Below are 24,073 nucleotides of genomic sequence, written 5' to 3' on the forward strand. Positions count from 1 at the left end.
CCGGGGGTTTGCCATCGACATTTACTAGGACGTCCTAGTAAATTCAAAGGCATGGACGCTGACGCCATCGAGGAGGGCCGCCGCCGCTGGCAGGCCCGTTATGACAAGGCCCGCAAGCGGGACGCGGACTTCACCACGCTCTCCGGCGATGAGGTCGACCCCGTCTACGGCCCCCGGCCCGGAGACGCCTACGAGGGCTTCGAGCGCATCGGATGGCCGGGGGAGTACCCCTACACCCGCGGCCTGCACGCCACCGGCTACCGCGGGCGCACGTGGACCATCCGGCAGTTCGCCGGCTTCGGCAACGCCGAGCAGACCAACGAGCGCTACAAGATGATCCTGGCCGCCGGAGGCGGCGGGCTCTCGGTCGCCTTCGACATGCCCACCCTGATGGGCCGCGACTCCGACGACCCGCGCTCGCTGGGCGAGGTCGGGCACTGCGGCGTCGCCATCGACTCCGCCGCCGACATGGAGGTCCTCTTCAAGGACATCCCGCTCGGTGACGTGACCACCTCGATGACCATCTCCGGCCCGGCGGTCCCCGCCTTCTGCATGTACCTCGTCGCCGCCGAACGGCAGGGCGTCGACCCGTCCGTGCTCAACGGCACCCTCCAGACGGACATCTTCAAGGAGTACATCGCGCAGAAGGAGTGGCTCTTCGAACCCGAGCCGCACCTGCGCCTGATCGGCGACCTGATCGAGTACTGCGCGAACGGCATCCCGGCCTACAAGCCGCTGTCCGTCTCCGGGTACCACATCCGCGAGGCCGGGGCCACGGCCGCGCAGGAGCTCGCCTACACCCTCGCCGACGGCTTCGGCTACGTGGAACTCGGCCTTTCCCGCGGCCTGGACGTGGACCACTTCGCGCCCGGCCTCTCCTTCTTCTTCGACGCGCACCTCGACTTCTTCGAGGAGATCGCCAAGTTCCGCGCCGCCCGCCGGATCTGGGCCCGCTGGATGAAGGAGGTGTACGGCGCCAAGAACGAGAAGTCGATGTGGCTGCGCTTCCACACGCAGACCGCCGGCGTCTCCCTCACGGCCCAGCAGCCCTACAACAACGTGGTGCGCACCGCCGTCGAGGCCCTCGCGGCCGTCCTCGGCGGCACCAACTCCCTGCACACCAACGCCCTCGACGAGACCCTCGCCCTGCCCAGCGAACAGGCCGCCGAGATCGCGCTGCGCACCCAGCAGGTGCTGATGGAGGAGACCGGCGTCGCCAACGTCGCCGACCCGCTGGGCGGCTCCTGGTACGTCGAGCAGCTCACGGACCGCATCGAGGCCGACGCCGAGAAGATCTTCGACCAGATCAAGGAACGCGGCCTGCGCGCCCACCCGGACGGGCAGCACCCGATCGGCCCCATCACCTCGGGCATCCTGCGCGGCATCGAGGACGGCTGGTTCACCGGCGAGATCGCCGAGTCGGCCTTCCAGTACCAGCGCGCCCTGGAGAAGGGTGAAAAGCGCGTCGTCGGGGTCAACGTCCACCACGGCTCGGTCACCGGCGACCTGGAGATCCTCCGGGTCAGCCACGAGGTCGAGCGCGAGCAGGTGCGCGTGCTCGCCGCCCGCAAGGAGCGCCGCGACGACGCCAGGGTCACGGCCGCGCTGGCGGCGATGCTGGACGCCGCCCGGGACGGTTCGAACATGATCCCGGCCATGCTGGACGCGGTGCGGGCCGAGGCCACGATGGGCGAGATCTGCAACGTCCTGCGCGACGAGTGGGGCACCTACACCGAGCCCCCGGGCTTCTAGCCCCGTCCGCCGGCGCCCAGGGCCGGCCGCGCGGTTCCCCACGGGGAGCCCGCGGCCGGCCCTGCGCGTGCTCCCGGAGCCTCAGGCGCGGGCCGTCAGCCCGTGCATCAGCAGGGCGGTGAAGGCCGCCACCCAGCCCTCGTCCACCGGCTCGGAGCTGACCAGCGCCCGGTGCACCACCGTGCCCGCGATCACGTCGAAGATCAGGTCCGTGGTGTGCCCGGCGAGGGACTGGTCCTCCTCGTACGGGAGTTCCCCGCGGGCCTGCGCCCGTTCGCGACCCAGTACGACGAGACGTTTCTGCCGGTCCACGATCGCCGACCGGATCCGGTCCCGCAGCGCCTCGTCCCGGGTGGACTCGGCGACCACCGCCATCAGGGCCGTCCGGGCCTCCGGGCGCCGCAGCAGCTCCGCGAACTGCAGGACCACGTACTCGATGTCCGCTTCCAGCGAGCCCCGGTCGGGCAGCTCCAGCGCGTCGAACAGCTCCGCCACCGCGTCCACGACCAGCTCGTTCTTGCCCGCCCAGCGCCGGTAGAGGGTGGTCTTCGCGACCCCGGCCCGGGCCGAGACGTCCCCCATGGTCAGCTTCGACCAGCCCAGTTCCACCAGCGCGTCCCGCGTCGCCGCGAGGATCGCCGCGTCCGCCGCCGCGCTGCGGGGGCGGCCGGTGCGGCCGGGCCGGTGGGTGGTGCGGGAGCACGGGTTGCGCATGGCCGAGACCATACCCGTCAGTAGCGGAACCGTCGGGGGCCCCGGCGCTGTGGTTCAGATCACGGAGCGCCCGGCGCCCGGGGGAGTTACGCTACGGCTCGTAGCGTAAGAGCGGCAACCACGCGAAGAGCTACCGGCGCCAGGTGGGGACCCGGCGCCACCACAACGCAGGGCAAGAGCAACACCACGCGAAACCGTCGGGGACGAGGTTTCGCACGGGATCTTCCGGGATCCTTTTCGTCGGCGCGCGCACACGGGGGAGGATGTACGCATGCAGCCCAGAAACATGTCCATGAGCGGCGTCGTCGACCTCGCCGCGGTGAAGGCGGCCGGCGAAGCCAAGGCGAAGGCCGAGCAGGCCCGCGCGGAGGCGGCCCGCCAGGCCGGCGGCGGCGCGCCCGGCGGCGCGGTCCCGCCCTCCGCTCTCGTCATCGACGTCAGCGAGGCCGGCTTCGAGAGCGACGTCCTCCAGCTGTCCAACGAGGTCCCGGTCGTCCTCGACTTCTGGGCCGAGTGGTGCGAGCCGTGCAAGCAGCTCGGCCCGCTCCTGGAGCGGCTGGCCGTCGAGGCGAACGGACGCTTCGTCCTGGCGAAGATCGACGTCGACGCCAATCAGATGCTGATGCAGCAGTTCGGTATCCAGGGCATCCCGGCCGTGTTCGCCGTGGTCGCCGGCCAGGTGCTGCCGCTGTTCCAGGGCGTGGCCCCCGAGCAGCAGATCCGCGAGACCCTGGCCCAGCTGGTCCAGGTCGCCGAGGAGCGCTTCGGCATCCTCGGCCTCCAGGTCGACCCCGACGCCGCGGGCGCACCCGCGGCCCCGGCCCCCGTGCCGGCCGGCCCGTACGACGCGCTGCTGGAGGCGGCGGTCGCCGCGCTGGACGCGGGCGACCTGGGCGGCGCCGTGCAGGCGTACAAGAACGTGCTCGCGGACGACCCGGCCAACAGCGAGGCCAAGCTGGGCCTGGCCCAGGCCGAACTGCTCTCCCGGGTGCAGCACATGAACCCGCAGACGGTGCGCGCCGCCGCCGCCGAGAACCCGCGCGACCCCGCCGCCCAGATGGCCGCGGCCGACCTGGACCTGGCCGGCGGTCACGTGGCGGACGCCTTCTCCCGTCTGGTGGACACCGTGCGGGTGACGGCGGGCGACGACCGGGACTCCGTACGGGTGCGACTGCTGGAGCTGTTCGAGGTGATCGGCGCCGACGACCCGCGGGTGACCGCGGCCCGCACGGCGCTGGCACGCGTCCTCTTCTGAGCGCGGCCGCCGTCTGGAGCGCCGCCGGGCCCCGGCTGGAGCGGCGCACCGCCGGGTGACCGGCGATTTGTTGACACAGAGATAAACAGCGGCCGCGCTTTGCCAAAACTTGGCAATCGTGGCCGCTGTTACTCGCAGTAAATGGAGCCCCGTGAACTGTCCGGTTGGTTCCTTCTTCACCCCTTCTGTCGTGGCCCAGGGTGACACCCTGTGTGGCCGCTGTGTGCCGTAGGGCAGCCCTCCGGTTACCCAGCCGTTACCCGCGAGTAACGACCCCCCTTGTGCCCCGGCCTGGAATGGACCACGATCGGCGACGCTCGGTCCTTCCCGTAGAGCCGCTCATCCGGCGGCCGCGGTGGAGGGTCCCCACCGGGTGGGCCGGTGGCACGCACACCGGCCGTGGACAGGGGGGTCTCTGCCACACCGGCAGGGCCTGTCCTCCAGGTTGCGCGAACGCGTGGCCCAGTGGTTGTCGCTCGGGGGTGATCGCCGGTGTATCGGACGCGGCTGCGCCGCGGCTCGGCCGCCTGCGCTCCTTCCCGAGGACGTAGCACTTCTCCCATCCCAGGCCGGGCTCTGTCCGGACCGGAGATGTACGTCCGAGAAGGAGGAACGAAATGAGTTCTCAGGTTCGTGGCGGGACCAGATGGAAGCGCTTCGCGCTCGTCATGGTGCCGTCCATCGCGGCCACGGCCGCGGTCGGTGTGGGTCTGGCGCAGGGCGCCCTCGCGGCCTCGTTCAGCGTTTCCGGCCAGGACTTCAAGGTGTCGGCCGACGAGCTCGTCGGCCATGACCTGATCCAGTACGGCAGCGTCGCCGACGGTGCCACGCTGGGTTCGAAGGAGACGGCCCACCACCCGGTGACCATCTCCGGCTTCAGCTCCGCCAAGATCACGAACATGTGCCAGTCGCTGGTCACCCCGGTGCCGGTCCTCGGCGGGGCCATCACGCTGCAGCTGCGTACCGGCAACAAGGGCCGCTCGGCCGAGGCCACCAACCTCTACCTCGACGTGGCCGAGCTGGACGCGGATGCCAAGTTCGACCAGCTCGACATCGGTGTCGCGGTGGGCGACGGCAGCCACACGACCAAGCCGGTCCCCGGCACGGTCGCGGACAACGGCCTGTTCTCGCAGCGGGCCAAGACGGCCACGCTGACGAACGTCCGTCAGAAGGCGTGGGCGACGACGGCGGGTACCTTCACCCTGCCCGACCTCAAGCTGCGTCTGCTGAGCGGCAACCAGCCGTGCTACCAGGACGAGAAGTAGGCCGGTTCCGTCCTGTGAGGTGACCGGGCGGGCGGCGGCGGTCGCCGTCGTGCGCCCGTCCGGGCTCCACAGAGTTCTCCGTACCACCGTTTTCAGGGAGCTGTTGTCCATGAACCCCGAGGCCCCGGTTCGCGCCGCAGACGACCACTGGCTCACCGTCGTGTACTACCGGTTTCGCGCCTGGCGGGGCCAGCGTCCCTTCTGGGCGGGTCTGTTCACCCTTCTCGGTGGTGTACCCATCGCCTACTTCCCCTACGCGGACGTCCGGCTGGGCAACATCACCCTCGCGATGGCGACGACGGCCGGGTCCGGTTCGCTGATCATCGGCGTCCTGCTGATCACGCTGGGGCTGGCCGTCTGGTTCCAGAAGGGCATCCGCGTCTTCGCGGGCGTCGCCGCGATCCTGCTGGCCCTGGTGTCGATCCCGGTGTCCAACCTCGGCGGTTTCTTCATCGGCTTCCTCTGCTCCCTGGTCGGCGGTGCCCTCGCACTGTCCTGGGCGCCCGGAGTGCCCGTGGAGGAGGAGCCCCACGAGGGCGACGCGGAGCAGGCGCACGACCTGCCGGACGCCTTCCAGGGCATCCCGGCTCCCCGTGAGACGGAAACGCCGTACGTGACCGAGAAGACTGCCCACGCCGATGGCGGGAGGAACAGTGCGGGGTGACGAGACGCAGCGGGGCGTGGCCCCCGGTGCAGAGTCCCGTGAGAGAAGGGGCCGCCACGCGGCGCCCAGGAAGTCGCTGCTGAACAAGCTCCAGATACCCGTCGGCAAGACGATGGCGCTCGCGGCGATGCCGACGGCCGTGCTCGTCGGGATGGGCATGGCGCCCAAGCTGGCCCTGGCCGACGACAAGGAGATCCCCTTCGCGCCCGGCCCGTGCGTGACGCGCTCCGACGAACCCTCCCCGTCGGCCTCGCCGTCCCCGTCCGGCTCCCCGTCCGCCTCGCCCTCGCCCGGTACGTCGCCGGGCGCGAGCCCCGCGCCGGACGCGAGCAAGGCTCCCAAGCCCGGTGCGAGCCCCGCGGCGACCCCGTCGGCGAAGCAGCCCGAGGCCCCCAAGGAGCGCAAGCAGGAGACCCCGGCGGCCAAGCCGTCCGCCAGTGCCTCCCCGTCCCCCTCGGCGGCCAAGACGACGAACCCGCTCGACCCGCTGGGCGTCGGCGACGCCCTCAAGGGCCTGGTGGACGCCCTCGGCAGGCCCCTCCAGGGCGCGCAGAAGCCGGCGCCCGCCCCCAGTACGCCGAGCACCCCGAAGGCCCCCGCCGCCGACCCGCAGGCCGACGCGATCCGCGACGCCGCCCACCAGGCCGGCGCCACGGTCGAGGAGCTGCCCCAGTCGGTCAAGGACACCGTCAAGACCCCGAAGGACGAGACGGGCAAGACGGCGGACGACGCGGGCAAGGCGGACACCGACAAGGCCGACGGCGCCTCGCCCTCCCCCTCCACCACGGCGGACCCGAACGGCAAGCAGCCCTTCCCCTGCCCCACCTTCGACGCCAAGGCCCTGGCCGACGCGAAGCTGGAGCAGGGCATCCCGCTCCTGCCCGACGAGCCCTGGTACCTGGACAGCTCGCTGCTGACCCTCTACGGCCTGGACTACGAGGGCATCGTCGAGGTGAAGACGGCCGGCGGGCACACCAAGAAGGTCCTGAAGTTCACGGCGGACTCGCTGGACATCAAGGACCTCTACCAGACGGTCGGCAAGACGGGGAACGTCGCCCACCTGAAGTCGCGCCCGGGCTCCACGTCCAAGATCCGCGACGGCAAGGTGACGATGTACACGGAGAGCCTCAAGGGCAACCTCTTCGGGCTCATCCCGATCGAGTTCACCCCGAACAGCCCGCCGCCCCTGAACGTCCCCTTCGCGTTCTTCACGAACGTCAAGGTCGTCCAGGCCGGCCAGTTCGGCGGCAACCTCACGGTCCCGGGCCTGCACAACTACATCGGCCCGCCGGAGGGCTAGTCCGCGCCACGCCGCGCCGCATCCGAGCGGAAAGCACCGAGGGCGGCACCCCGGGTCCCTGTGACGGGACCGGGGTGCCGCCCTCGGTCTCTGTGCGGCGGAGTGGGGCGGCCCGGGGGCTCAGTCGCGGGCGGTGCCGCCCAGGTGGTGGACGCGGACCATGTTGGTCGTGCCCGGGACACCGGGGGGAGAACCGGCCGTGATGATCATGGTGTCGCCCGGGTTGAAGCGCTGGAGCTTCAGCACCTCGGCGTCGACCAGGTCGACCATGGCGTCGGTGCTGTCCGCGTGCGGGACGACGGCGGACTCGACGCCCCAGCTCAGGGTGAGCTGGTTGCGGGTGTTCACGTCGGTGGTGAACGCCAGGATCGGCTGCTGGGCGCGATAGCGGGACAGGCGGCGGGCGGTGTCGCCGGACTGGGTGAAGGCGACCAGGGCCTTGCCGTCGAGGAAGTCCGCGATCTCGCAGGCCGCGCGGGCGACGGAGCCGCCCTGGGTACGCGGCTTCTTGCCCGGGACCAGCGGCTGGAGGCCCTTGGAGAGGAGCTCCTCCTCGGCCGCCGTGACGATCTTCGACATCGTCTTGACGGTCTCGATCGGGTACGCGCCCACCGAGGACTCGGCGGAGAGCATGACCGCGTCGGCGCCGTCGAGGATGGCGTTGGCGACGTCGGAGGCCTCCGCGCGGGTCGGGCGGGAGTTGGTGATCATCGACTCCATCATCTGGGTGGCGACGATGACCGGCTTGGCGTTGCGGCGGCACATCTCGATGAGCCGCTTCTGGACCATCGGGACCTTCTCGAGCGGGTACTCGACGGCCAGGTCGCCGCGGGCCACCATGACCGCGTCGAAGGCCGCGACCACGGCCTCCATGTTCTCGACGGCCTGCGGCTTCTCCACCTTGGCGATGACGGGGACCCGGCGGCCCTCCTCGTCCATGACGCGGTGGACGTCCTTGACGTCGTTGGCGTCGCGGACGAAGGACAGGGCGACCATGTCGCAGCCCATCCGCAGGGCGAAGCGCAGGTCGTCGACGTCCTTCTCCGACAGGGCGGGGACGTTCACGGCGGCACCCGGCAGGTTGATGCCCTTGTGGTCCGAGATGACACCGCCCTCGATGACGATGGTCCTGACCCGCGGGCCCTCGACCTCGGTCACCCGCAGCTCGACGTTGCCGTCGTTGATCAGGATCTGGTCACCCTTGGCGACGTCGCCCGGGAGGCCCTTGTAGGTGGTGCCGCAGATGGACTTGTCGCCCGGGACGTCCTCGGTGGTGATGGTGAACTCGTCACCGCGCACCAGCTCGACGGGGCCCTCGGCGAAGGTCTCCAGACGGATCTTCGGACCCTGGAGGTCGGCGAGTACGCCGACCGCGCGCCCGGTCTCCTCGCAAGCCCTCCGGACGCGGTCGTACCGCTCCTGGTGTTCTGCCTGGGAACCGTGGCTGAAGTTGAATCGGGCCACGTTCATGCCTGCCTCGATGAGTGCTTTCAGCTGCTCAAGCGAGTCGACGGCGGGGCCCAGCGTGCAGACGATTTTGGAACGGCGCATGAAGCGGATCCTATCCGTTTGTTTCGTAGCGGAATATTCCGTCTGGTGGAAAGTCCAAGTGACTACCTGGTAACCAGCGCGTACGCCTGGGTGGCGATCTCCAGCTCCTCATCGGTGGGCACCACGGCCACCGCCACCCGCGCGTAGTCCGTCGAGATGAGCCGGGGCTCCGGGGAGCGCGCCGCGTTCGCCTCCAGGTCGAGCGCGAGCCCCAGCTCCTCCAGTCCGGAAACCGCCGCCTCCCGCACCACCGAGGCGTTCTCGCCGACGCCCGCCGTGAACACCACCGCGTCCACCCGGCCCAGCACCGCCGTGTAGGCGCCGATGTACTTCTTCAGCCGGTGCACGTACGCCGCCAACGCCAGGCGCGCCGACTCGTCGCCCTCGCCCGCCCGCCGGGTCACCTCGCGCATGTCGTTGTCGCCGCACAGACCCAGCAGACCGCTCTTCTTGTTGAGCAGCGAGTCGATCTCGTCGACCGAGAGCCCGCCCACCCGCGCCAGGTGGAAGACCACCGCCGGGTCCAGGTCCCCGGAGCGGGTCCCCATGACCAGCCCCTCCAGCGGGGTCAGCCCCATCGAGGTCTCCACGCACACCCCGCCGCGCACGGCCGAGGCGGAGGCCCCGTTCCCCAGGTGCAGCACGATCACGTTGACCTCCTCCACCGGCTTGCCCAGCAGCGCGGCCGCGGCCCGGGAGACGTAGGCGTGGGAGGTGCCGTGGAAGCCGTACCGCCGGATGGAGTACTTATCGGCGGTCGCCGCGTCGATCGCGTACCGGGCCACGTGCTCCGGCATCGTCGAGTGGAAGGCCGTGTCGAAGACGGCCACCTGCGGGAGGTCCGCGCGCAGCTCGCGGGCCACCTCTATGCCGGTCACGTTCGCCGGGTTGTGCAGCGGGGCCAGCGGGATCAGGCTGCGGATCTCCGCCAGCACCTCGTCGTCGATCACCGTCGGGGCGGTGAACCGGGTCCCGCCGTGCACCACCCGGTGTCCCACGGCGGCCAGTTCGGGGGAGTCCAGGCCCAGGCCGTCCGCCGCCAGCTCCTCGGCCACCGCCCGCAGCGCCTGCGCGTGGTCGGCGATCGCGCCGGTCCGTTCGCGCTTGCCGCCCGCGGCGCCCGGCCCGGCGAGCGGCTCGTGGACCAGGCGCGAGCCGTCCTCCCCGATCCGCTCCACCAGGCCCACGGCCAGCCGGGACGAGTCGGCCATGTCGAGGAGCTGGTACTTGACCGACGAGGAGCCGGAGTTGAGGACGAGTACGCGCGTTGCGGTCACGGCGGGAGTCTTTCCTTCGGACGGAGGGATGCGGGGGAGGCGGGGCGGGGTCAGGCGGTGGGCGCTGCCGCGCCCTGGGACTGCGCCTGGATCGCGGTGATCGCCACCGTGGTGACGATGTCCTGGACGAGCGCCCCGCGCGAGAGGTCGTTGACGGGCTTGCGCAGGCCCTGGAGGACCGGGCCGACCGCGACGGCGCCCGCCGAACGCTGCACGGCCTTGTAGGTGTTGTTGCCCGTGTTCAGGTCCGGGAAGATCAGCACGCTCGCCCGGCCGGCCACCTCGGAGCCGGGCAGCTTGGTCGCCGCCACCGAGGGCTCCACGGCCGCGTCGTACTGGATCGGCCCCTCGATCAGCAGGTCCGGGCGCTGCTCGCGGACGGTCTCGGTGGCCTTGCGGACCTTCTCCACGTCCGCGCCGGAGCCGGAGGTGCCGGTGGAGTACGACAGCATCGCGATCCGCGGCTCGACGCCGAAGGCCGCGGCGGTGGCCGCCGACTGGACGGCGATGTCGGCGAGCTGCTCGGCGTTCGGGTCCGGGTTGACCGCGCAGTCCCCGTACACGAGGACCTGGTCGGCCAGGCACATGAAGAAGACGGAGGAGACGATCGAGGCCTCCGGCTTGGTCTTGATGATCTCGAAGGCCGGGCGGATGGTCGCGGCGGTGGAGTGCACCGCGCCGGAGACCATGCCGTCGGCCAGGCCCTCCTGGACCATCAGCGTGCCGAAGTAGTTGACGTCGGTGACCACGTCGTGGGCCAGCTCGACGGTCATGCCCTTGTGGGCGCGGGCCTGCGCGTAGTACTCGGCGAACCGTTCCCGCAGGGGCGAGTCCGCCGGGTCGATGAGCTGCGCGCCCGAGATGTCGACGCCCAGGTCGGCCGCCTTCTTGAGGATCGCCTGCTCCTCGCCCAGCAGGGTCAGGTCGCAGACCCCCCGGCGCAGCACCACGTCCGCGGCGCGCAGCACCCGCTCCTCGGTGCCCTCGGGCAGGACCACGCGCCGCCGCTCCGAGCGGGCCCGCTCCAGCAGCTCGTGCTCGAACATCATCGGGGTGACGCGCTCGGAGCGGGCCACCGACAGCAGGCCGCGCAGCTCGGCGGTGTCCACGTGGCGTTCGAAGAGGCCGAGCGCGGTCTCCAGCTTGCGCGGGGTCGCGGAGTTCAAACGGCTCTGCAGGGAGAAGAGTTCGGCAGCCGTCGGGAAGCTGTTGCCGGCCACCGAGACCACCGGGGTTCCGGGCGCCAGCTTCGAGGCGAGGGTGAGGATGTCCTGCCCCGGGCGCTCGCCCAGGGTCAGCAGGACGCCGGCGATCGGCGGGGTGCCGGAGGTGTGCGCGGCCAGGGCTCCGACGACCAGGTCGGCGCGGTCCCCGGGGGTGACCACCAGGCAGCCGGGGGTCAGGGCGGCCAGGAAGTTCGGCAGCATCGCACCGCCGAAGACGAAGTCCACGGCATCGCGCGCCAGCCCGGCGTCGTCGCCGAGCAGCACCTCGCCGCCGAGGGCCCGGGTGATCTGGGCGACGGTCGGCGCGGAGAGGGTCTTGTCGTCCGGCAGGACGTAGCAGGGCACGGGCAGACGGGCGGCGAGCCGCTCGGCTATGGAGTCCCGGTCCGCCGCGGCGACCCGGTTGACCACCATCGCCACCACGTGGCAGCCCAGGCCCTCGTAGGCCCGGTAGGCGCCCTGGGCCTCGGCGCTCACGGCGCCGGCGGGCTGCTTGGTGCCGCCCACCACGGGGATGACGACCGCGCCCAGCTCGTTGGCGAGCCGGGCGTTGAGGGCCAGCTCGTCGGGGAGGTTGGTGTCGGCGTAGTCGGTGCCGAGGACCAGCATGACCTCGTAGTCGCGGGCCACCCGGTGGTAGCGGTCCACGAGCGTGGAGACCAGCTCGTCGGTGCCCTTCTCGGCCAGGACCGCGGCGGCCTCCCCGTACTCCATGCCGTAGGCGGCCGAGGCGTCCTGGTCGAGCCGGTAGCGGGCCTTGAGCAGGTCGAAGAGGCGGTCCGGTGCGTCGTGCAGCAGCGGACGGTAGACGCCGACCCGGCCCGTCTGCCGGGTCAGGAGCTCCATGATCCCCAGTTCGACGACCTGGCGGCCGTCCCCCCGCTCGATCCCGGTCACATACACGCTGCGCGTCACGCGTGCTCTCCGTCCATGCTGTGGCTGTCGGTTTTGGTCTGGCGGTTTTGGTCTGGCTCGACCTCTTGACAATACCCCGGTCAGTGGATAAAGCGCCCGCCGGAACAAAGGCCCGGGAGGCCGGGACCAAAGGCCTGGTGGCGCAGTGGTGCGGAGGGTGCGGCGCCCCGCCACCGTGGAACAATCGGACAGGTGGGATCAATACGCCCACCAGGTGCGGCCAGTACCAGGACCAGGAGCAGGAGACACAGGACGATGCGTATCGGAGTTCTCACCGCAGGCGGCGACTGTCCCGGCCTGAACGCCGTCATCCGGTCGGTCGTACACCGCGCACTGGTCGGCCACGGCGACGAGGTCATCGGCTTCGAGGACGGGTTCAAGGGACTCCTCGACGGCCACTACCGCCCCCTGGACATCAATGCCGTCAGCGGCATCCTGGCCCGCGGCGGCACCATCCTCGGCTCGGCCCGCATGGAGCGCGCCCGGCTGCACGAAGCCGCCGAGAACGCGGCGGAACTCGCGCGGCGCTACCAGCTCGACGCCCTGATCCCGATCGGCGGCGAGGGCACCCTGACGGCCTCGCGGATGCTCGCCGACGCCGGGATGCCGGTCGTCGGCGTCCCCAAGACCATCGACAACGACATCTCCGCCACCGACCGCACCTTCGGCTTCGACACCGCCGTCACCGTCGCCACCGAGGCCATCGACCGCCTCAAGACCACCGCGGAATCCCACCAGCGCGTGATGGTCGTCGAGGTCATGGGCCGCCACGCGGGCTGGATCGCCCTGGAGTCCGGCATGGCCGGCGGCGCCCACGGCATCTGCCTGCCGGAGCGGCTCTTCGAAGTGGACGCCCTGGTGAAGATGGTGGAGGAGCGGTTCGCCCGGGGCAAGAAGTTCGCCGTCGTCTGCGTCGCCGAGGGAGCGCACCCCGCCGAGGGCTCCATGCCCTACGAGAAGGGCGCCATCGACGCGTACGGCCACGAGCGCTTCGCCGGCATCGGCAACCGCCTGGCCGTCGAGCTGGAGCACCGGCTGGGCAAGGAGGCCCGCCCGGTCATCCTCGGCCACGTCCAGCGCGGCGGCGTGCCCACCGCCTACGACCGCGTCCTGGCCACCCGCTTCGGCTGGCACGCCGTCGAGGCCGTGCACCGCGGGGACTTCGGCAACATGACGGCCCTGCGCGGCACCGAGGTCGTCATGGCCCCGCTGGCCGATGCCGTCGCCGAGCTGAAGAGGGTCCCCGACGACCGCATGTACGAGGCCGAGTCCGTCTTCTGACCGGGCCCTGCGTCCCGGCCCGCCGGGACCTTCGTCCCCGGTTCCGCGCCGGACGGCCCCGGTCGCCCTCCCGTGAGAGGGGCGACCGGGGCCGTCGCGTACGGGCGCGGGGTGCCGGACGTGCCGTTGCGCGTGCCGCCGGACGTGCCGCCTCACGCACCGCCGCCGGCCAGCGACCAGAACCGCTCCGAGATCGCCTCCAGGTACTCCCGGCCGGCGTCGCCGGTCCAGGTCGCGCTGTCGCCGCCGCCCCAGCTGACCGTGGCCACCATCCGCTGCTGGTACTCGTTGTAGAGCAGCTCCAGGATCCGCTCCAGATGGGCCTTGGGTACCGGCAGCAGCTTGGCCAGCGGCTTCACGTACGCCTGCCAGCGGGTGGTCGCCGCGCTGCGCAGCAGCCCGTCGAGCTCGTCCTGCCTGCCGCTCACCCCCACGAACTGGGCCAGGCTCAGCTTCAGCACCGAGGCGAGGGCGGCGGACTGGCGCTCGTTGCCCCTCCAGCGCCCGCTCTCCTCCATCTTCAGGTACGCGCCCGGCTCCACTCCGACCCGGCGGGCCAGGTCCTCGGGGTCCATGCCCCGGGCCAGCCGGTGCTCCCGCAGGGTGACGGGCTCGGCGAGCAGCTCCCCGGGGGAACACCAGAGCACGCCGGCGAGGGCGGTGAGCTCGGCGGAACTGGGCGACTGCTCGCCCTGCTCCCAGGCCATCACGGTCTCGGGTGCGACGAGCAGGCCGTACTGCGCCCGCAGGCCGTAGGCGACATGACCGGGCGCCATGCCCAGGGCCGCGCGCAGGCGGCGCGCGGCGGGGGCATTGAAAGGTGGGCTGGAGTGCACACGGCACACGGTAGGAGTGGCCGAGCCTCGCCGACTACAGACTATTCAAACAAGCCAATAACTCGTAGGAAAGTCCTATGGAGTTCATGACTTTATGCGGTTTTCCCGGCGACTGTCCGGTAATCGGATGCAGGAAGATCCATTGACAGCGTACGGATCCGGCCACTGCGATGTGGGCGCCTTTCCCGGACCCGCCGCGTGATCCCCGCCACACACCGTGAACCGCACCCCCACGCCGTACGTGATCCATATCGGGGCCCTCGCATACGGGGGTGGCGAGGGCCCCCGCACGTCCCGCCCCGCAGCCCCTATCCCTGACGTCGGCGTCAAGGAATACGGTCGGCCCATGCGCATCGGCGAACTGGCGAAACGGGCCGGGACCAGCACCCGCACGCTGAGGTACTACGAGTCGCGCGGTCTGCTGACCGCCCGGCGGACCGGCAACGGCTACCGCGACTACGACGAGGACGACCTGCGGCTCCTGCTCCAGATCCGCACCCTCCAGGACTTCGGCTTCGACCTGGAGGACACCCGCCCCTTCGTCGACTGCCTGCGCGACGGCCACCCGGCCGGCGACAGCTGCCCCGCCTCGCTCGCCGTCTACCGCCGCAAGCTCGCCGAGCTCGACGGGCTGATCGGCCGGCTGGCGGACGTACGCGAGCAGGTCGCGCACCAGTTGGCGGCGGCCGAGGAGGCCGCCGGACAGGCACAGCCGCGCTGCGAGATGGCCGGCTGGGAGAGGGGAACACGATGATCCACGCCAAGGGTGTGGCCGAGGTGACCGACGCGGACTTCGCGGCGGAGGTGCTGGCCGAGCGGGACCGCCCGGTCCTGGTGGAGTTCACCGCGGACTGGTGCGGCCCCTGCCGCCAGCTGGCCCCCGTGCTCTCCGCCGTGGCGGCCGAGGAGGCCGGGCGCCTGAAGGTCGTGCAGATCGACGCGGACACCAACCCCGGCGCCGTCACGCGCTACGGGGTGCTGTCCATGCCGACCCTGCTCCTCTTCCGCGACGGCGAGCCCGTCCGGCAGCTCGTCGGCGCCCGGCCCAAGCGCCGCCTCCTCCAGGAGCTGGAGGAGGCGCTCGTCAGGGCCTGAGCCAGACCGTCGCCATCGGCGGGAGCGTCATCCGCAGGCTCCTCGCGCGGCCCTGGGCCGGGACCGGCTCCGGACGCAGCGGGCGGTCGTGGTGGACGCCGCTCCCGCCGTACACCTCCCGGTCCGTGTTGAGGACCTCCCGCCACACCGGGACCTCCTCCGGCACCCCGATCCGGTAGCCGTGCCGGACCACCGGCGAGAAGTTCGACACGCACAGCAGCGGCGAGCCGTCGTTTCCGTACCTCAGGAAGGCGAACACGTTGTCGTCGGCCGCGTCCGCCTCCACCCACGCGAAGCCCTCCGGCACCGAGTCCCGCTCCCACAGCGCCGGCGCCGCCGCGTACGCCCGGTTCAGGTCGCGCACCAGCTCCCGCACCCCCCGGTGGTCCCCGGCCGCCGGGTAGGAGGAGTCCAGCACCCACCAGTCCGGCCCGTAGGTCTCCGACCACTCCGAACCCTGCGCGAACTCCTGCCCCATGAACAGCAGCTGCTTGCCCGGATGGGCCCACATGAACCCCAGGTACGCCCGGTGCGTGGCCCGCTGCTGCCACCAGTCGCCCGGCATCTTCGACACCAGCGAGCGCTTGCCGTGCACCACCTCGTCGTGGGAGATGGGCAGCACGAAGTTCTCGCTGAACGCGTACACCATCCCGAAGGTCATGTCGTGGTGGTGGTACTTGCGGTGCACCGGCTCCTTCGACACGTACCGCAGCGTGTCGTGCATCCAGCCCATGTTCCACTTCAGCCCGAAGCCCAGCCCGCCCGAGTCCGTCGGCCGCGTCACCCCGTCCCAGGCCGTGGACTCCTCCGCGATCGTCACCACGCCCGGGCAGCGCCGGTACACCGTCGCGTTCATCTCCTGGAGCAGCGCCACCGCGTCCAGGTCCTCCCGGCCGCCGTGCTCGTTCGGCGACCAGTCGCCCTCGCCGCGCGAGTAGTCCAGGTACAGCATCGAGGCCACCGCGTCCACGCGCAGCCCGTCCACGTGGAACTCCTGGCACCAGTACACGGCGTTGGCCACCAGGAAGTTGCGGACCTCCTTGCGCCCGTAGTCGAACTCCAGCGTCCCCCAGTCCGGGTGCGCCGCCCGCCGCGGGTCCTGGTGCTCGTACAGCGGCCGCCCGTCGAACTCGGCCAGCGCCCACGCGTCGCGCGGGAAGTGCGCCGGCACCCAGTCGACGATCACCCCGATCCCGGCCCGGTGCAGCGAGTCCACCAGGAACCGGAAGTCGTCCGGGGTGCCCAGCCGCGAGGTCGGCGCGTAGAAGCCGGTGACCTGGTAGCCCCACGAGCCGCCGAAGGGGTGCTCGGCGACCGGCATGAACTCCACGTGCGTGAAGCCCAGCTCCTTGACATACGAGGGCAGCTGCTCGGCCAGGCTGCGGTAGCTCAGCCCCGGCCGCCACGACGCCAGGTGCAGCTCGTAGACCGACATCGGCGCCTGGTGCGCCGGCCGGCCCCCGCGCGCGGCCATCCACCGCGCGTCGCCCCACTCGTACCGGGACGCCGTGACCACCGAGGCGTTGGCCGGCGGGACCTCCGCGTACCGGGCCATCGGGTCGGCGCGCAGGGTGTGGCCGCCGTCCGGGCGGGTGATGTCGTACTTGTACAGGGTCCCCTCGCCGACCCCCGGCAGGAACAGCTCCCACACCCCGGTCGAGCCCAGCGAACGCATCGGGTACGCCACGGAGTCCCAGTACGAGAAGTCCCCGGAGACCCGGACGCCCTGTGCGTTGGGCGCCCACACCGTGAACCGGGTGCCGGCCACCCCCTGGTGCTCCATGACCTGCGAGCCCAGCGCCGTCCACAGCTCCTCGTGCCGGCCCTCGCCGATCAGGTGCAGGTCCAGCTCGCCGAGGGTGGGCAGGAACCGGTACGGGTCGTGGACCTCGATCTCGTCCTTCTCGTACGCCACCAGCAGCCGGTAGTCCGGCACCCCGGTCAGCGGCAGCAGCCCGGAGAACAGCCCGTCGCCCTCGTCGAGGAGCTCGGCCCGCAGCCCCTTCGCCACGATCGTGACGGCCTTCGCGTACGGGCGCAGCACCCGGAAGGCCACCCCGCCCCGCTGGGCGCGGGCGCCCAGCAGCGCGTGCGGGTCGTGGTGGCGGCCCTCCAGCAGCCGGGCCCGTTCCCCCGGGTCCAGCGCGGGGGCCGGCCGGACCCCGTGGGGCGGGGCGGTGCGGCGGGCACGCGGGGCGCGGGGGCGCTTCGCGGCTTCCGGGACCGCTGCGGCTTCCTCGCGGACGGTCGGTGACGGCTGTCGTGCGGCGCTCACGCGAGCGGCCTCCTCGGGGGCTTCGGGTGGGGGGCGGTGCCGGGAAGGGGCGGGGGCATGCGGTGTGCGGGGCGTTCGGGCGCCGACAGCCGGCGGATCGCCGCCATCGGGACGTGCAGCCAGTCGGGGCGGTGCCGGAACTCGTAGCGGGCCTCGTACACGGCCTTGTCGGTCTCGTACGCGCGCAGCAGGACCGGGTCCTCGCGCGGGTCGCGGCCGGTGGTGCGGGCGTAGCCCTCGCAGAACGCGGCCCGGCAGGCGTCCGCCCAGGCGGGGGCGAAGGGCCGGTGCGAGCGGGCGGCGTAGTCGAAGGAGCGCAGTATCCCGGCGATGTCGCGGACGGCCGGTTCGGGCCGGCGCCGGTCGGCCAGCGGGCGGGCCGGCTCGCCCTCGAAGTCGATCAGCGCCCAGCTGCCGTCGGCGGTGCGCAGGGTCTGGCCCAGGTGCAGGTCCCCGTGGATGCGCTGGGCGGGCACCCCGGCCCCCCGCGAGGCGGCCAGGGCGTCGAAGGCGCCGCGCAGCCCGGCCTCGAAGGGCCGCAGCGCGGGCACCTCGCGGGCGGTGGCGGCCAGCCGCGCGGTCATCCCGGCGGCGAGCCGGGCCGTCTGCTCGGGACCGAGGGCCAGGGTGGGCAGGGCGTCGGCCAGGGCGCTGTGCACCTCGGCGGTGGCCCGGCCCAGGGCGTGTGCCTCGGCGGTGAAGTCGGCGCCGGCGCCGAGCCGGCGCAGGGCCAGCTGCCAGCCGTCGTCGGAACCGCGCAGGTAGGGCTGGAGCACGCCCAGGGTCAACGGTTCTCCACCGCCCGGCGCCGCCTCGTACCAGGCCACCGGGGCGGGGACGCGGGCGCAGCCGGCGGCGGCGAGGGCTCTGGGCAGCTCCAGGTCCGGGTTGATCCCGGGGCCGACTCGGCGGAACACCTTCAGGATGTACGAATCCCCGTAGATCAGCGAGGAGTTGGTCTGCTCCCCGGACAGCGGCCGGGGGGTGAGCCCGGCCTCGATCGGGGTGTGCGGGTCCCGGTCGAAGCGCAGCGGCCCCAGGGTTCCGGGGGAGCGCAGCCGCTCCAGCAGCATGGCGGCGAGCCGGGGATCGCCCAGGGCGGCGTACACGGCCATCCCGGCGTACGGGCCGGACCGGGGGTGGCCGATCAGGGTGGGGGCGAGGGCGGGGGGCAGCGGGGACGGGCGGATGCCCAGCAGCAGTTGGTAGCAGTCCCCGTCCACGTCGAGCAGCAGGTGCAGCAGGCCCGGGACGGAGCCCGGCGGCAGCAGCTCGGCGGCCGAGACGGGCCTGAGCCGGCCGATCCCGCGTCCCTTTCCCGCGAACCAGCGTTGCGCGGGCAGCCATTCCCGCAGCATCGGTTCGAGCGGGCCGATCCCGGCGGCCGGGTCGGCCGTCAGCCGGCTCCGGGCGGATGCAGCCTCCGACATGGCGTCGCGTCCTTTCCCCGGGCCGTCACAGAATGCGCAGAGTGTCCCGGATGTGCGGCAGTTGCTTCTCCGGTAAGTGCGAGTGTCGGGTCAGGATGCTCCGTACAGGGGCGGGCGTTGACCCGTTGGAGTGCCCGCCCCGTTCCGGTGCCGCGCGGGTTCGCGCGGCCGGCCTTCGGCCGGCGCCTACTCCCGGCGCAGGCGGAACCAGTAGAAGCCGTGGCCCGCCAGGGTCAGCAGGTACGGCCATTCACCGATCGGCGGGAAGCGCACGTCACCCGTGAGCTCCACCGGTACCCGCCCGTTGAAGGACCGCAGGTCCAGCTCGGTGGGCTGCGCGAAGCGCGAGAAGTTGTGCACGCACAGCACCAGGTCGTCCCCGTACTCGCGCAGGAACGCGAGGACGGCCGGGTTGGACGAGGGCAGTTCGGTGTACGAGCCGAGTCCGAAGGCGGGGTTCACCTTGCGGATCTCGATGAGCCTGCGGGTCCAGTGCAGCAGTGAGGAGGGCGACGCCATGGCCGCCTCGACGTTGGTGACCTGGTACCCGTAGACGGGGTCCATGATGACCGGCAGGTTCAGCCTTCCCGGATCGCAGGAGGAGAAACCGGCGTTGCGGTCGGGGGTCCACTGCATCGGCGTGCGCACGCCGTCGCGGTCGCCCAGCCAGATGTTGTCGCCCATGCCGATCTCGTCGCCGTAGTAGAGGATCGGCGAGCCGGGCAGGGACAGCAGCAGGGCGGTGAACAGCTCGATCTGGTTGCGGTCGTTGTCCAGGAGCGGCGCGAGCCGGCGCCGGATGCCGATGTTGGCGCGCATCCGGGGGTCCTTGGCGTACTCGGAGTACATGTAGTCGCGCTCTTCGTCCGTGACCATTTCGAGGGTGAGCTCGTCGTGGTTGCGCAGGAAGATGCCCCACTGGCAGCGGTCCGGGATCGCCGGGGTCTTGGCCAGGATCTCCGAGACGGGATAGCGCGACTCGCGGCGCACGGCCATGAAGATGCGCGGCATGACCGGGAAGTGGAAGGCCATGTGGCACTCGTCGCCGCCGGCCGCGTAGTCCCCGAAGTAGTCCACGACGTCCTCGGGCCACTGGTTGGCCTCGGCGAGAAGGACGGTGTCCGGGTAGTGCGCGTCGATCTCCGCCCTGACCCGCTTGAGGAGCGCGTGGGTGCGGGGCAGGTTCTCGCAGTTGGTGCCCTCCTCGGCGTACAGGTAGGGCACGGCGTCGAGGCGGAAGCCGTCGATGCCGAGGTCGAGCCAGAACCGCAGCGCGGAGATGATCTCCTCCTGCACGGCCGGGTTCTCGAAGTTGAGGTCCGGCTGGTGCGAGAAGAAGCGGTGCCAGTAGTACTGCTTGCGGACCGGGTCGTAGGTCCAGTTCGAGGTCTCGGTGTCGATGAAGATGATCCGGGCGTCCTGGTACTGCTTGTCGTTGTCCGCCCACATGTAGTAGTCCCCGTAGGGCCCGTCCGGGTCCTTGCGGGACTGCTGGAACCACTCGTGCTGGTCGCTGGTGTGGTTCATGACGAAGTCGATGATCACCCGCATGCCGCGGCTGTGCGCGGCGTCCACGAACTCCACGAAGTCGGCGAGGTCTCCGAACTCGGGGAGCACGGCGGTGTAGTCGGAGACGTCGTAGCCCCCGTCGCGCAGCGGCGAGGCGAAGAACGGCGGCAGCCACAGGCAGTCGATGCCCAGCCACTGGAGGTAGTCCAGCTTCTGGGTGAGCCCCTTGAGGTCCCCGACGCCGTCGCCGTTGCTGTCGTGGAAGGAGCGGACCAGGACCTCGTAGAAGACGGCCCGCTTGAACCAGTCGGGGTCGCGGTCCTTGGCGGGGGTGTCCTCGAAGGTGTCGGGGACGGGATCGTTGATCATCATGTGGTGGGTGACCCTCCGGTGGGCGGGGACGGTCGCAGGGCGGCCAGTACGTGCGCGGGCGTGCGGCCCGGCTCCAGGCGTACGTAGTTCGCCCTGCCCCAGTGGTAGGTCTCGCCGGTGAGCTCGTCGCGCACCGCGAGGGACCCGTGCCAGTCGAGGCCGAGTACCGGCATGTCCAACGAGACCGTCGCCTCCTGGGTGTGGTGCGGGTCGAGGTTGACGACCACCAGTACGGAATTTCCTCCCGCGTGCTTCGAATAGGCGATCACCTGTTCGTTGTCGGTCGCGTGGAAGTGGATGTCCCGTAGCTGCTGGAGGGCCGGGTTGCGCCGGCGCAGCCGGTTCAGGGCCGTGATCAGCGGGGCGATGGAACGGCCCTCGCGGTCGGCCGCCGCCCAGTCGCGGGGGCGCAGTTCGTACTTCTCGGAGTTCAGGTACTCCTCGCTGCCCTCGCGCACCGGCTCGTTCTCGCACAGCTCGTAGCCGGCGTAGACGCCCCAGGTGGGGGAGAGGGTGGCGGCGAGGACCGCGCGGACCTCGAAGGCGGGACGGCCGCCCTTCTGGAGGTACTCGTGGAGGATGTCGGGCGTGTTGACGAAGAAGTTCGGCCGCATCACGGAGGCCGAACGGGTCCCGGACAGCTCGGTCAGGTACTCGGTCAGCTCGGCCTTGGTGTTGCGCCAGGTGAAGTACGTGTACGACTGCTGGAAGCCGACCGAGGCGAGCGCGCGCATCATCGCGGGCCGGGTGAAGGCCTCCGCCAGGAAGATCACGTCGGGATCGTTCTTGTTGATGTCCGCGATCACCTTCTGCCAGAAGACGACCGGCTTGGTGTGCGGGTTGTCGACGCGGAAGATCCGGACCCCGTGGTCCATCCAGTGGCGCAGGATCCGGCAGGTCTCCTCCACGATCCCGGCCATGTCGTTGTCGAAGTGGACCGGGTAGATGTCCTGATACTTCTTCGGCGGGTTCTCGGCGTAGGCGATCGTCCCGTCGGCCCGGTGGCGGAACCACTCCGGGTGCTTCTCCACCCAGGGGTGGTCCGGGGAGCACTGGAGGGCGAAGTCCAGGGCGATCTCCATCCGCAGCTCACGGGCGCGCGCCACGAAGGCGTCGAAGTCCTCCAGCGTCCCGAGGTCCGGGTGGACGGCGTCGTGCCCGCCCTCCGGGGAACCGATGGCCCACGGCACTCCGGGATCCCAACTCCCCGCTGACAGCGTGTTGTTGGGGCCCTTGCGGAAGGTCGACCCGATCGGGTGGATCGGCGGCAGGTACACCACGTCGAACCCCATCGCGGCGATGGCCGGAAGCCGGTCGGCGGCGGTCCGGAAGGTGCCGCTGACAGGGGCCGAGCCGGGCTCCACCACCGCTCCCTCGGAGCGGGGGAACATCTCGTACCAGGAGCCGAAGAGGGCCCGCTTGCGCTCGACCAGCAGCGGCAGCGCCTTCGCGGAGGTCACCAGCTCCCGGTACGGGCGCCGGGCCAGCGCCGCGTCGACGGCCGGGGCGAGCGCCGCCGCGTGGCGCGCCTCCACGGTCAGGTCCTCGTTGCGCATCGCATCGGCCGCGGCCAGCACGGCCTCGCGCCCGTCGCGCTTGGGAACCTTCGCGGCCGCCCGCTCGTAGAGCTCGGCGCCTTCCAGGAACAGCAGCCCGGTGTCGATGCCCGCCGGGACCTTGACCGCGGCATGGGCCCGCCAGGTGGCGACCGGATCGCTCCACGCCTCGACGGTGTACGTCCACCTCCCTTCGACCTCGGCGGACACCCGGGCACCCCAGCGGTCGGTACCGGGGGCCAGCTCGCGCATCGGCACCGGCGGGCGCAGCCGCCCGCTCGGATCGCGCAGGACCACATGGGCGGAAACGGCGTCGTGACCCTCCCGGAACACGGTGGCGGAAATCTCGAAGACCTCGTCCACCACCGCTTTGGCGGGTCTGGCGCCGCAGTCGACGGCGGGGAGGACGTCCAGCACGGGAATGCGACCGATCATGATGGGATCACCTGGGGGCAGTTCGCAGGGCTCGGTGACGGGCCGGCCGGGACCGCGGCCGGTAGTGCACGCTCTGTTCGCTCTGTTTCTAGCCGCTCGGAAGACGGCTGGGCTGCGGGCATGGCCGCTCCTGTCCGCGTTCACTCGGGTGGCGGGAGAAGGTCGGGGGTTTGCCGTGCGCGTACCGCGTGTACCCGCTGAGCCCTTCCCAATCCTCCAGCGCCCAATCCGTGCTGTGGGTCAACTACTCGTACGTAGGGAGCGCCCCATTCCCCAAGGGGCCGCTCGACATCGGTCGAGGCTCCGTCAAGTCGGCGAGGACCAGGTGACGTCCAACGTGTCACCCCTTCCACCCTCGTCCCGCTGACCCCCTCACTCCCCATGCGCACGCCCCGCACCGCAGCGCGGGCGCCGGCCGCACACCCCTCGGACTGACGGTGTTTCAGCACTTCGGAAGGGGTCACCCGGGCGCCTGATCCGCGCGAGAATGCGCGGCATGGGCCTGACCGAGCAGCTCGTGCATCCCGACCCCCGGCAGCGCGCGGAAGCCGCGAGACGGGTGAGCGGGGCGGTGTGGGACCCCGGGGCGGAGGCGGAACTGGCCGGGGTGCTCGTCGAGGCCGCCTGCGCCGAGGAGGACCCCGGCGCCCTGGAGGCCCAGACCGGCGCGCTCGTCGCCGTCGAAGGCGGGATCAGCGACCTCGGGCTCCAGCGGCTCGGGCTGGTCTGGCCCGCGCCGCCCGTGCTGGAACGGCTCCTCGCCCGGGCCGGCCGGCTCCAGGTCTCCGCGCGCGTCACCCCCGGCGGGGCCGCCACCCTCGCCGTGGTGCGCTGCCTGCGCGGGGCACCCCGTACCGGGTCGCGGCTGCGCACCCCCGGCGGGGCGTGGGTGGTCCTGGAACGGATCGAGCTCTACGGGCGGGCCGTCGACCGGCTCGACGCCGGCAGCACCGCCCGGGTCCTGCTGTCCGGCGCCGGGGCGCGCGGGCTGGAGGAGTGGGACCGGCTCGAAGCCGACCCCCGCGCGCGCGACTGCGTCCGCCGGATGGGCGACCCCGACCCGCGGGTACGGCGCCTGGCGGCGGAGGAGGCCGCCGACTGGCCCGACGCCTGGGACGGGGACGACGGCCGCCGGCTGTGCACCGCCCTGGCCCGCGCCGCCGTCACCGAGACCGACCCCGAGGCGCGCGAGGGAGAGCTGTACGCCCTGCTGCGGCTCGGCCACTTCGCCTCCGCGGCCGTCCTGACCCTGCTGCGCGGCCTCGAACGCCGCCTCGTTCCGCCCCCGCTGCGCCCCTACCTGGACGACCTGTTGGACGAACGGCCACCCGGCGACCGGGTCCGGCAGTAGCCTTCCGGGGGCGT

The 24,073-nt window shown here is 71.7% G+C and carries 18 protein-coding genes; 9 read left to right on the top strand and 9 right to left on the bottom strand.

The features are described 5' to 3' along the window. The first annotated feature begins 51 nt into the window (after positions 1–51). Positions 52–1,752, top strand: coding sequence for a methylmalonyl-CoA mutase (locus tag BX286_RS25275; protein ID WP_079429821.1), 1,701 nt, complete (start codon positions 52–54; stop codon positions 1,750–1,752). A gap of 81 nt (positions 1,753–1,833) precedes the next feature. On the opposite strand, the gene BX286_RS25280 is transcribed toward BX286_RS25275, so the two are convergent. Next, a complete protein-coding gene (locus BX286_RS25280; protein ID WP_100864102.1) occupies positions 1,834–2,466 on the bottom strand; it encodes a TetR/AcrR family transcriptional regulator in 633 nt (210 codons plus the stop codon). Positions 2,467–2,737: 271 nt separating this feature from the next. On the opposite strand from BX286_RS25280, the gene BX286_RS25285 reads away from it, so the two are divergent. The 4 genes from BX286_RS25285 (at position 2,738) to BX286_RS25305 (ending at position 6,950) form a co-directional block, all read left to right on the top strand. After that, the gene (locus BX286_RS25285; protein WP_079429823.1) at positions 2,738–3,721 is read left to right on the top strand and encodes a tetratricopeptide repeat protein; all 984 of its coding nucleotides are present in this window, start codon (positions 2,738–2,740) and stop codon (positions 3,719–3,721) included. A gap of 617 nt (positions 3,722–4,338) precedes the next feature. After that, the gene (locus BX286_RS25295; RefSeq protein WP_079429824.1) at positions 4,339–4,986 is read left to right on the top strand and encodes a DUF6230 family protein; all 648 of its coding nucleotides are present in this window, start codon (positions 4,339–4,341) and stop codon (positions 4,984–4,986) included. 109 nt (positions 4,987–5,095) lie between these two features. Continuing rightward, positions 5,096–5,650: a DUF6114 domain-containing protein gene (locus BX286_RS25300; RefSeq protein ID WP_100862849.1), complete on the top strand. Its 555-nt coding sequence runs from the start codon at positions 5,096–5,098 to the stop codon at positions 5,648–5,650. Continuing rightward, positions 5,640–6,950, top strand: a complete 1,311-nt coding sequence (locus BX286_RS25305; protein ID WP_079429826.1) for a hypothetical protein — start codon at positions 5,640–5,642, stop codon at positions 6,948–6,950. Before BX286_RS25300 ends, BX286_RS25305 begins: the two co-directional genes overlap by 11 nt. Before the next feature lie 120 nt (positions 6,951–7,070). Here the strand turns inward: BX286_RS25305 and pyk are convergent, their stop codons facing one another. The 3 genes from pyk to pta form a co-directional block, all read right to left on the bottom strand. Then, the gene (pyk, locus tag BX286_RS25310; RefSeq protein WP_079429827.1) at positions 7,071–8,501 is read right to left on the bottom strand and encodes a pyruvate kinase; all 1,431 of its coding nucleotides are present in this window, start codon (positions 8,499–8,501) and stop codon (positions 7,071–7,073) included. Positions 8,502–8,563: 62 nt separating this feature from the next. Beyond that, positions 8,564–9,778, bottom strand: coding sequence for an acetate kinase (locus BX286_RS25315; protein WP_121016386.1), 1,215 nt, complete (start codon positions 9,776–9,778; stop codon positions 8,564–8,566). 50 nt (positions 9,779–9,828) lie between these two features. Further along, positions 9,829–11,919: a phosphate acetyltransferase gene (gene pta, locus BX286_RS25320; protein WP_079429829.1), complete on the bottom strand. Its 2,091-nt coding sequence runs from the start codon at positions 11,917–11,919 to the stop codon at positions 9,829–9,831. A 255-nt stretch (positions 11,920–12,174) separates the two neighbouring features. On the opposite strand from pta, the gene BX286_RS25325 reads away from it, so the two are divergent. Then, entirely contained in the window at positions 12,175–13,200 is a 1,026-nt protein-coding gene (locus BX286_RS25325) for an ATP-dependent 6-phosphofructokinase (RefSeq protein ID WP_079429830.1), read from the top strand. Between the two features lie 152 nt (positions 13,201–13,352). On the opposite strand, the gene BX286_RS25330 is transcribed toward BX286_RS25325, so the two are convergent. Then, positions 13,353–14,045 carry a helix-turn-helix transcriptional regulator gene (locus BX286_RS25330; protein ID WP_079429831.1) on the bottom strand — a complete coding sequence of 231 codons (693 nt, stop codon included), beginning with the start codon at positions 14,043–14,045 and terminating at the stop codon, positions 13,353–13,355. Between the two features lie 337 nt (positions 14,046–14,382). Here BX286_RS25330 and BX286_RS25335 point away from each other — a divergent pair, with 337 nt between their 5' ends. Together BX286_RS25335 and trxA are read left to right on the top strand one after the other, a co-directional pair. Continuing rightward, a complete protein-coding gene (locus BX286_RS25335; RefSeq protein WP_100862846.1) occupies positions 14,383–14,790 on the top strand; it encodes a MerR family transcriptional regulator in 408 nt (135 codons plus the stop codon). Beyond that, the gene (gene trxA / locus BX286_RS25340; protein ID WP_079429833.1) at positions 14,787–15,131 is read left to right on the top strand and encodes a thioredoxin; all 345 of its coding nucleotides are present in this window, start codon (positions 14,787–14,789) and stop codon (positions 15,129–15,131) included. Before BX286_RS25335 ends, trxA begins: the two co-directional genes overlap by 4 nt. On the opposite strand, the gene glgB is transcribed toward trxA, so the two are convergent. The 4 genes from glgB to BX286_RS25360 form a co-directional block, all read right to left on the bottom strand. Further along, the gene (glgB, locus tag BX286_RS25345; protein WP_121016388.1) at positions 15,121–17,406 is read right to left on the bottom strand and encodes a 1,4-alpha-glucan branching enzyme; all 2,286 of its coding nucleotides are present in this window, start codon (positions 17,404–17,406) and stop codon (positions 15,121–15,123) included. The genes trxA and glgB overlap by 11 nt on opposite strands. Next, positions 17,403–18,836: a maltokinase N-terminal cap-like domain-containing protein gene (locus BX286_RS25350; RefSeq protein WP_079429835.1), complete on the bottom strand. Its 1,434-nt coding sequence runs from the start codon at positions 18,834–18,836 to the stop codon at positions 17,403–17,405. Before BX286_RS25350 ends, glgB begins: the two co-directional genes overlap by 4 nt. A gap of 186 nt (positions 18,837–19,022) precedes the next feature. Further along, the gene (gene treS / locus BX286_RS25355) at positions 19,023–20,717 is read right to left on the bottom strand and encodes a maltose alpha-D-glucosyltransferase (RefSeq protein ID WP_079429836.1); all 1,695 of its coding nucleotides are present in this window, start codon (positions 20,715–20,717) and stop codon (positions 19,023–19,025) included. Beyond that, the gene (locus tag BX286_RS25360) at positions 20,714–22,708 is read right to left on the bottom strand and encodes an alpha-1,4-glucan--maltose-1-phosphate maltosyltransferase (RefSeq protein ID WP_121016389.1); all 1,995 of its coding nucleotides are present in this window, start codon (positions 22,706–22,708) and stop codon (positions 20,714–20,716) included. The genes treS and BX286_RS25360 overlap by 4 nt, the downstream gene beginning before the upstream one ends. Before the next feature lie 496 nt (positions 22,709–23,204). Between BX286_RS25360 and BX286_RS25365 the strand changes: the two genes are divergently transcribed. Further along, on the top strand, positions 23,205–24,059 hold the full coding sequence (locus BX286_RS25365; protein ID WP_148710295.1) for a hypothetical protein: 855 nt from the start codon (positions 23,205–23,207) through the stop codon (positions 24,057–24,059). The last annotated feature ends 14 nt before the right edge of the window (positions 24,060–24,073 follow it).

The sequence above is a fragment of the Streptomyces sp. 3211.6 genome, from assembly GCF_003634815.1.
Taxonomy (GTDB): Bacteria; Actinomycetota; Actinomycetes; order Streptomycetales; family Streptomycetaceae; genus Streptomyces; species Streptomyces katrae_A.